At 28.3% G+C, this 9043-nt stretch carries 9 protein-coding genes; 6 read left to right on the top strand and 3 right to left on the bottom strand.

What is annotated here, in order from left to right; translation table 11 throughout:
* Positions 1–158: 158 nt before the first annotated feature.
* The 3 genes from VZD24_RS14970 to VZD24_RS14980 form a co-directional block, all read right to left on the bottom strand.
* Positions 159–476, bottom strand: a complete 318-nt coding sequence (locus VZD24_RS14970; RefSeq protein ID WP_342688079.1) for a helix-turn-helix domain-containing protein — start codon at positions 474–476, stop codon at positions 159–161.
* 65 nt (positions 477–541) lie between these two features.
* Positions 542–1531, bottom strand: a complete 990-nt coding sequence (locus VZD24_RS14975) for a hypothetical protein (protein WP_342688078.1) — start codon at positions 1529–1531, stop codon at positions 542–544.
* Between the two features lie 62 nt (positions 1532–1593).
* Positions 1594–2814 (bottom strand): site-specific integrase, encoded by a 1221-nt coding sequence (locus tag VZD24_RS14980; protein WP_342688077.1) that lies wholly within the window; start codon positions 2812–2814, stop codon positions 1594–1596.
* 397 nt (positions 2815–3211) lie between these two features.
* Here VZD24_RS14980 and VZD24_RS14985 point away from each other — a divergent pair, with 397 nt between their 5' ends.
* From VZD24_RS14985 to VZD24_RS15005, 6 genes are all read left to right on the top strand, one after another.
* Positions 3212–4447 carry a site-specific integrase gene (locus VZD24_RS14985; protein WP_342688076.1) on the top strand — a complete coding sequence of 412 codons (1236 nt, stop codon included), beginning with the start codon at positions 3212–3214 and terminating at the stop codon, positions 4445–4447.
* On the top strand, positions 4447–5421 hold the full coding sequence (locus VZD24_RS14990; RefSeq protein ID WP_342688075.1) for a hypothetical protein: 975 nt from the start codon (positions 4447–4449) through the stop codon (positions 5419–5421). The genes VZD24_RS14985 and VZD24_RS14990 overlap by 1 nt, the downstream gene beginning before the upstream one ends.
* A 129-nt stretch (positions 5422–5550) precedes the next feature.
* Positions 5551–5841 (top strand): helix-turn-helix domain-containing protein, encoded by a 291-nt coding sequence (locus VZD24_RS15280; protein ID WP_373693836.1) that lies wholly within the window; start codon positions 5551–5553, stop codon positions 5839–5841.
* Positions 5835–6164 carry a hypothetical protein gene (locus tag VZD24_RS14995; protein WP_342688074.1) on the top strand — a complete coding sequence of 110 codons (330 nt, stop codon included), beginning with the start codon at positions 5835–5837 and terminating at the stop codon, positions 6162–6164. Before VZD24_RS15280 ends, VZD24_RS14995 begins: the two co-directional genes overlap by 7 nt.
* Complete coding sequence (locus tag VZD24_RS15000) at positions 6161–7357, top strand: primase-helicase family protein (RefSeq protein WP_342688073.1); 1197 nt, start codon at positions 6161–6163, stop codon at positions 7355–7357. Before VZD24_RS14995 ends, VZD24_RS15000 begins: the two co-directional genes overlap by 4 nt.
* Positions 7358–7984: 627 nt before the next feature.
* On the top strand, positions 7985–8182 hold the full coding sequence (locus VZD24_RS15005; RefSeq protein ID WP_342688072.1) for a hypothetical protein: 198 nt from the start codon (positions 7985–7987) through the stop codon (positions 8180–8182).
* The last annotated feature ends 861 nt before the right edge of the window (positions 8183–9043 follow it).

The following is a 9043-nucleotide window of genomic DNA, read 5'->3' on the forward strand; positions in this document are numbered from 1 at the left end:
CAACAATAGAAAACATCAGGGAATTAAAAGACAAAAGCCAAGAAACCTTTATACTTTTGAAAAACAAGTTCAACTAAAATCAGCTTGATAGTGGTCTAAAGAATAGGTAGTACTACACAGGACTCTTAACATTTTTATATTTTGTTACCTTATACATTCTAACTAGCTTTATTTTGGAATAAATCCCAGTTAGAATTCTTTTCTAAAATATCATCCAATTGAGTTATAGGGTAGAGGTACACTTCGCCAATCATGGTAAATGGTATTATACCAGATTCTCTATATTTTATTATAGTGTTAGGAGATAGACCAAATTTATCTTTAAGGTCTTTGTTTCGGTAGTAACCTACTTTATGTGTAGTTGCTTTTTTGTTGAGGTTTCTCTCAATTTCAACCAGTTTATTTAAAACTGGCTGAAATAGACTTTGTAACTTGTCTATCGATAATAGCACTAAGTGCGAATCGTTGTTTCCCATAATATGCTTTTTTAATTATTATACAGCAAATTTCTGGGTTTTCGTCAAGTATAGCTAGGGATTCCCTAGGATTCCCTTGCCTTAACTTCTTCTAGTCTCGATTCAAATTTGTCTATTAAGTTTTCTAAAAATTCGACCTCATCACCATTTATATCCTTATTATTTAGGTCTGTAAATTGTTTTTTTATATTTCCAACTCTAGTTAAATTTTTATTGTTCTTATAATAGATATTTGAATTGTCAATAAATGCTTTAAGCTTTGTTTGAGAATTATGAATATTATCAGTATCCGTTTTAATTATCTTTAATTCATGAAGTGAATGAAAGAATATAGCTATATCCTTTTTTGTCATAGCGAACTCAAGTTTGATTCCATTCGGATTATTAATGATTTCATCTAAATCAGTTTTATTATCATCAGAAAAGTCCTCTAATTTTTGAATCACAGATAATAAACTATCCAATTTATATATGATTTCTTTAATTAATTGATGGTGTAATGTTATAACATAAGATAAGTGAGCTTTGGCATATATGGTGTTAAATTCTGATTCTTCAATATTATAACTTTTAGCTAGCAACTCATTGAGTTTCTCTTGATTCAAAGATTCATCAAAATCTATATCAAAAAATCCTTTAATAATTTCAAGAATATATTCTGCTCTATCACCAAATTGGTTTTCAGGATTCGGTAGTTCTAATATGAGAGCATCTTTTAGAGGAGCTACCTTTGGAAAAACGATTTCAGCATCCCATTTATGCATAGAATAATCAAGTGAAGAGTAATCTTCATAATTAAACTTCGTAAGCTCCTTATAAGCCTCAATTACATCTTGATAAATAAGTTTTAAAAACTTAACATGGTTGTTTTCATCATAATTAATGTTTTTATCAAGTAGCTTTTCTATTTTTTTAATTTGTTTAGAAAAGTAGTTAGGCTGTAAATCTGTAACCCATTCATTATTGTATCTATAATTTTCAACAGACAGATTATAGGTTATATTTAAAGCGATTGACTTATCTATTAAGTCATTTAGTTCAGCTAATTTTTGCATGAGAATATTTTATATTAAAAAAGCCCTACTTAAAGGGCTTCTAAATTAAATAAAATATTGATTTACACGAATTTTAGACTTAATTCATCCATATCTTTTTTCACATTTGAATCTAAAATTTTTGCATAATGTTGGGTCATTGTTATTCTGGTATGCCCCATCATTTTGGAAACATTTTCAATTCCAACTCCATTACCTAGGGTTACTGTCGTTGCAAATGTATGTCTAGCGACATAATGAGTTAACTTTTTATTTATCCTACATAAATCAGCAATCTCTTTCAGATATTCGTTAATCTTTTGGTTACTGATTTTTGGGAGTAGTCTATCACTATCTAAATGAGAATACTTGTCTAAAATGCGTTTCACTGGAGGTAAAACGGGTACATTAGATTTTATTTTAGTTTTTGCTCGATTAGTTTTAATCCATAGTGAGTCATCGTTATCTTTTATCAGATTATTACACGTTAATTTTTCTACATCAACAGGACTGTAACCAGTATAGCATGAAAATAAAAAAATATCTTTAACTCTATTTAATCTTTCCGTACTAAATTCTTTTACTTCAATTCTTTCAAGTTCATCTTTGGTGAGGAAAATAGCTTCTTCTATTACAAGTTTTTCATCAAAAATTAAAAAAGGGTTATTATTAATTAAATTCCTTTTAATACCATACTTGCAGACTGTTTTGAAGCATTGGAAATATTTTACCACTGAATTATGACTAATACCAACTTGACTTTTAAAAGTAGATTCGTATTTAAGGTAGGATTCTAGGTTGTAAACAAATTGATTATCAATGTCAGTTATACTAAAAGATGTTTTATCATGCTTCACCTTAATATAGTTCGTTAATAAATCTTTTGCTCTGTTATATTTTTGTAGTGAAGCTTTAGAACGTTCACCAGCTTCAAACTTCTTCTTAAAGTAATCATTGTGTTTTTTGAATAGTTTTAGAATATCTAAATCTCCAACAATTTTAGATTTACCATTAAGGGTGTTTTTAACATCCAATAGATTAGTATTTGGGTTGTTTTTAGAAAGTTCAAAATAAATCGATTCGATTTTGTTTTCTAGCGAATCGAGGGCTGTTCTACTAATCTTTTCGGAGTTCAATCGAAGTTGATTTCTTAACTTATTAGTAAAATCCCATCTCTCTTTATTAATAAACCGACCAGTACTTAAAGTTGTTGTTTTGCCTTGCAGTTTAATTTTGGCATAAATTGGAGATTCCCCTTCGTTGTTTTGCTTATCTGTTTTCAGATAAAAAAATGTTTTAATCATAATATTACGGTTTTAATTTGTTGTAAAATTATCAGTAAAACAGGGGGTTAGCTAGGGATTCCCAAGGATTCCCTCAAGAAATAGTTACCCTAATTCTAAGGAATTTCAAGGGTAACCTATAGGGTAACTTAACTTTGATATATATTGTGTATTTTGACTATATACCAAAAAACAAAAAACCCTCTAAACGTTATGTTTAAAGGGTTTTGACTTTTAAAGTGTCTTTTGACAACTTCATCAGCGGAGAAAGAGGGATTCGAACATTTTACTGTGATTTATCATCAAAGTGTTATAAAATGTGGTGTTAAGCGCTATATTTGCTATAATGTTATTATTGTTTATATTAGCGGAATATAATTCTTTATAAACATTTTATGCCCCTATTTATGCCCCTCATATGAATTACAGCTATACTTTCAATCTAAAAAGTCCTAATGACGATAAACCTTCACTTATTTATTTAAGAGCAAGTATTAAAGGCGAAAAAAAATATTTAAAATATTCTACTGGCGAAAAAATTCATCCTAAATATTGGAGTTCTGAAAATCAATTTCCAATTAAAATAAAAGGGAGATCAACTGAAGCAATACAAATTAATTCGGTCATAAATCAACTTTCAAGATATGCAGAATCTTTTCAATTGATATGTTCCAGACTAGAAGCAGAGAATATAACACTAAAAGCAGATCTAATTAAGGAGGAGCTCGATTATCAATTTAAAAAAATTGAATCCTCACCACATTCCTTTTTTTCAGTATTTCAATTGTTTATCGACGAAAAAACCAAATTAGGGAAAATAACTTCTGGTACACTTCAGCGATATAAAAATATTAAGGAAATATTAGAAAACTTCTCTAATGACAAAAAATATAATCTTACATTTAAATCAATTAACGATGATTTTTACGTGGAGTTTGTAAATTATAGTAGAAAGACATTAAAGCATAAAGATAATACATTAGGACGCAATATAGGATTTATAAAAACTTATATGAATTGGGCTGGTGGAAGAAAGTATCATAATAATTATGATTTTAAAAGATTTGAAAAAACTTCTAGTGAAACTGATGAAATTGCACTTTCATTTGAGGAACTAGAAACACTTTGGAATTTTGATTTTTCCGAAAATAAACGTCTTGAAAAAGTTAGGGATGTTTTTGTTCTTGGCTGTGCAAGTGGTATGAGATATTCTGATTATTCAAGAATTAATAAAAGTAATATACGAAACGGTCAAATATTTATCAATACCCAAAAACAAAAAAGTAATTTGGGTATTCCTTTAAATAAGTATTCACGACAAATTTTGGAAAAATATGATTACAACCTGCCGATTATAAGCCCACAGAAATTTCGGAAATACATAAAAGAGGTTTGTAAGAAAGTTGAATTTGATGAAATTATTGTCAAAACATCTTTTAGAGGGAATGAAAGAATAGAAGAGAAAATTCCTAAGTATAAAATGATTAGTACACATACAGCCAGAAGGACTTTCATCACTTTATCTTTGGAAAAGGGAATGAGACCCGATATAATTATGAGTATAACTGGTCATAAAAGTTATAGTAGTTTTAAAAAATATATTAAACTTTCCAAACGAATAAGAGAGGAAGAAATGACAAAAGCTTGGGACTAATGAATAGCATTGATTACACTAAATTATTAAATGAGAGATTTAATATTAATAACATAGAATCACATTTAAAGCAAATAATTAAAGCATCTACAATTAATGCTGAAAACAGGCTAGCAAATTTTAAAAGGCAAAATGCAGATTATATCGAAATTGTTTCAATGTATTCTAATTTAACGGATTACCATTTACTTATCTTAGGTAATTATATAGATATTAAAAATAGAATTATAGACCTACGCCGAAACCCATTATACTCATTATATTGGAAGGGGGTAGAAGAGAACAACTCAGTAAACGAGCTCATGGTCTTCATATATCATTTTAATGAATCTAAAGATCTTGATTCTCTACTAGATGCTATGCAAACAGAATTAAGCAACATAATTTATTATGAACTTGCTTTTCAATTTTCATCAAGTTATAAAAATTCACTGCCCAATGACTACCTTAAATCTAAGGCCATTGACTCAAAATTCTTTGAACAAATAATTATTGATACGCAACATAAAAAAATTCTGGAACTTGAAAATGACAAATTTAATCATGATGATATTTTTCGGAAATATGTATTTAATCTGAATGCTGTATCTATCCGAGTGATCTTTGATTTTATGAAGTCATACAATTTGCTGGACTCAGATATAAATTTTGGAAAATTTGCTCATATGCTATATCCATCCAATGATTGGGTTTTCGATTTTAATTTAAGAGATACTGAAATGACATTTGATCATTTGGAGTATCTGCTAAATCTCCTGAGATTCTTTTATAAAGGTGATAAAAGTGAATATCAAGATTTTCTAAATAAAAAAGTAAAAATTACAAGTAAACATGGAAATTACAGATATGGTTATGATCTAGAACTTAAAATGAGAAAAACTATAATTAAGAAGTTTGAAACCGATAACGATGATATAACAAATGACATCATTTCTCTCTATCAAAAAGTCGAATCTGTCGAAATGGAATATTAAAAAGTAAATTAAAACCAAATTGAAAATCTAAGTTTCAGCATAAGTAATTGATTATCAAATGCTATTTTTTTTAAAAGTTTAACCATTTTCCCAAATTGATACATTTTCATACCGCCCTAAAATTACGGTATGCTTATTACCAACTTAAAACTGGAGGATCTCGAAGATCTAGTACAGACCTCCGTCGAAAATTCTTTAAAAAATTTTTTCACTAAAAAATTAGAAAAGGAAAACCAATCCCAAAAATTATCAGTTAAAGAAACTGCAATCCTTTTATCCGTTTCCGAAATAACTGTGCGCAACTACATAAAGCGCGGATTACTTAAAGCTGAACGTATTGGGAGTCGCATATTTATACATCGCGAAAATTTAGAAAACTCGCTAAAGGAAGTTAAATCTTTAAAATATAAAAGATGTTAGAATCCAGCGCGGTATATCCCTATTTCGAAGCACTGATCAATGATATAATTGTTGATATCAATTATAATATTGAGTTCAAAAGATATGAAGACCCAAACGTAGTGTTACATAATATTTCTCGCAAATTGGAGATTTTGAAAGGAGAATTGGCAAAAAACCCTTCAATTAGTAATGTGAATTTTGAAAAGTTAATTAATTCAGCTTGTATCGAAGCAAAAGCTAACTGTATAGATATTGACGGTGTCAATTTAAGAGTTGCATTTAAAGAAGATGCTGATTTTGGAAAATTTTGTTCATTAAACCTAAATATTCCAAGAAAATGAAATATCTAAGAATTGGCACTGATTACTACAAAGTAGTAGAAAAACCAACACTAAACGGCACAACAAATTCAACAATTATACCTTGGAAAAGGTTTACAATTGTCGATGATCACGGAAAGGAATTTTTAAAAGATATTCCTAAATATGAAGGATTTACTGTTCAACCATCACACTGTGATTATAAAAAGGAAGTAAAAGGCTTTTATAATAAATATATGCCATTATCGCATAATATTACAAAGGAGTATGACGAATATAAATTTCCAGTAACATTGAAATTTTTACAACATATATTCGGTGAACAATACGAGATAGGTATTGATTATCTAACAATTTTATGGCAACGACCAATCCAGATTTTACCCATTCTTTGTTTAGTTAGTGACGAAAGAAATACTGGTAAAACCACTTTTTTAAATTGGCTCAAGCTTGTTTTTCAGGATAATATGACGATTAACAAAAATGAGGATTTTAGAAGTAGATTTAATTCCGATTGGTCAGAGAAATTAATAGTAGCAATTGACGAAGTTTTGTTGGATAGGAGAGAGGATAGCGAAAGAATTAAAAATCTTTCAACAGCGGCAGTTTACAAAACGGAATCTAAGGGAAAGGATAAGACTGAAACTTTGTTTTTTGGAAAATTCGTGCTATGTTCAAATAATGAGCATAATTTTATTTTTATTGATGAAAAAGAGATTCGATATTGGATTCGAAAAATTCCAAAACTTGAGAGCTCAAATCCCGATTTAATGGAAATATTGGAGGAAGAACTTCCAATGTTTATAAGCTACATTAATCAGCGAAATGTTATTTCTCCGAAGAAAACACGTATGTGGTTCACCAAAGAACAAATAAGGACAGAAGCTTTAGATGTGTTGGTTAAAGGAACTAAATATTCTTTTGAAAAGGAAATGATTCTGTTACTCCAAGAAATGTTTGAAGATTTCGAGCAAGAATCAATTTGTCTTTCCTATAATGATTTAATCAACCTTTTTAAAGAAACTAACCAAAGGGTTTCAAGAAGAGAAATAAGTCAATTGGTAGTCCAGAAATGGAAAATGGAACATCAGAATAGTAGCTATGATTTTTATTATAAAACTATAGATCCGAAGACATCGGATTGGACTATGGGAACAATTAATAAAAAAGGCAGGTATTTTAGATTTGAAAAAGACTTTATAAATAATCGTTGATGTGTTGAATTTAAAGTGAAGCATTGGTAATTATATAGGTTACGGTTCAACAGAAATTCAACATCCAGCATTCTTGTGGTTGTTGAATTTTTGTTGAACTTATTGTATCAATGAATATGGTAGGTGAAATGGGTTTTCAACAATTCAACATTAAAATCAATCTATAGTTATGGGGTTATGTTTTTTATTTAATTTTTGAAATAATAATGAATATATATAACAATATTATCATTGTATTTCTAAAAAGCAAAAGTTTAGAATGCTTTTAATTTCATGACAGTTAGTGATTTAGAGATAGAAAGTAAGAGGGTGGTGATTTGCAATGAAACTATTGCCATTTTAACTCTAATTAATTTTACTTTTCGAAAGTTAAAAAAACTTCTATATCTGGAATTTATAGGAAAGAATAGAATTGTTTGATTTAATATATTTTCCTGAAAACAGATGTTTTGTGATTTCTAATAACTAAACAATTGTTAATATAATTTTTTCACTACTCTAATAAAGCTTCTGAAACCGGTTTGAGAACTAAATTGTCAATCAAATTAAAGATAGATTGACCGCCAAAAAATATTGAAATCGTATATTGCACTTAATAAAACATAATACTTATTAATAATTTATCTAATGGCTTTAAAAACAATTATTTCGGACGATTCAAATAATGAAATGGAGTGTTACTTAAACGATTCAGGAAAGGTTTATATAGAAGTTGGACAAAATAGTGAAGATACTATGTACTCAGGACATATTGTATTGGAAAAAGAAGATGTTCAATTTCTTATTAAAAAATTGACTGAATTAGAAACACAAATGCAGAATTAAAGTAATCTCCTTTGCTAGTGTAATTGGATAAGCGCTTGCTTTTCCATAGAGAAAATAGAAGTGGAGGGGAAAACCTCCACTTTTATTATTGTAGTATAAAAGTTGATTTAAAATTAAAATTGCAATTCTCCACTAAACCGTTGCAATAGGATTATTGATTTAAGCAATATAGGCTTCCATTAGAGCTAATCTTCAAGAAATAATTTTCTTTGTTATAATTCAAATATTTAAATGAATATGCTTGAGGTTTGCTTGGCCTTAGCTGTTTTGCTAATCCTAGCAATGATTAGTTTCCTACTACCAATGTAACCATTGGATTTCTTAATAACTAGTATTGAATAATATTGAATGTTTAATTAAAAACATCAATCTTAATATTGAATGTTTACCTAAATTACCTTTAACCTCCTACCTTATAAATAGTTCATTTCAAGTTGATTAGATGTGTTTAGTTTTCATCTAGCGTAATTATTGTAATAAACAATATAACCTTTGTTCAATGGAAACATTGCTTATCAATTGTATGTATTTTATTATCCTTAATAAGTAATGAAAATATGTCAATAATTATAAAATAATAGGTGTCAATAATTGAAATATATTTAACTTTAATCTTAATTATGATTGAAAATAATATTCAGATATGGAGCTTAAACTATCTTATAAACAAATTCTAGTTGACCTACTATCAATAATGCCTCAGGTAATTAAGGAGTTTGGAGAACAAAAAGAATTTAAAGAATGTAATACTCCCTTAAATTCGGACCATAAGTTAAGTTGAAAATTTTTAACTTTAAACTTATGAATATGAAACGAACGAAACGAAAATTCACAATTGCTTTTAAGACCAAGGTTGCCATT

The organism is Aequorivita flava (genome assembly GCF_038742595.1).
Classification (GTDB): Bacteria; Bacteroidota; Bacteroidia; order Flavobacteriales; family Flavobacteriaceae; genus Aequorivita; species Aequorivita marisscotiae.

Excerpts from the sequence above, each read along its gene's own strand:
- VZD24_RS14970 (WP_342688079.1), bottom strand. The coding sequence starts at position 476 with ATGGGAAACAACGATTCGCACTTAGTGCTATTATCGATAGACAAGTTA.
- VZD24_RS14980 (WP_342688077.1), bottom strand. The coding sequence starts at position 2,814 with ATGATTAAAACATTTTTTTATCTGAAAACAGATAAGCAAAACAACGAA.
- VZD24_RS14995 (WP_342688074.1), top strand. The coding sequence starts at position 5,835 with ATGTTAGAATCCAGCGCGGTATATCCCTATTTCGAAGCACTGATCAAT.
- VZD24_RS14990 (WP_342688075.1), top strand. The coding sequence starts at position 4,447 with ATGAATAGCATTGATTACACTAAATTATTAAATGAGAGATTTAATATT.
- VZD24_RS15280 (WP_373693836.1), top strand. The coding sequence starts at position 5,551 with ATGCTTATTACCAACTTAAAACTGGAGGATCTCGAAGATCTAGTACAG.
- VZD24_RS15005 (WP_342688072.1), top strand. The coding sequence starts at position 7,985 with ATGGCTTTAAAAACAATTATTTCGGACGATTCAAATAATGAAATGGAG.
- VZD24_RS15000 (WP_342688073.1), top strand. The coding sequence starts at position 6,161 with ATGAAATATCTAAGAATTGGCACTGATTACTACAAAGTAGTAGAAAAA.
- VZD24_RS14985 (WP_342688076.1), top strand. The coding sequence starts at position 3,212 with ATGAATTACAGCTATACTTTCAATCTAAAAAGTCCTAATGACGATAAA.
- VZD24_RS14975 (WP_342688078.1), bottom strand. The coding sequence starts at position 1,531 with ATGCAAAAATTAGCTGAACTAAATGACTTAATAGATAAGTCAATCGCT.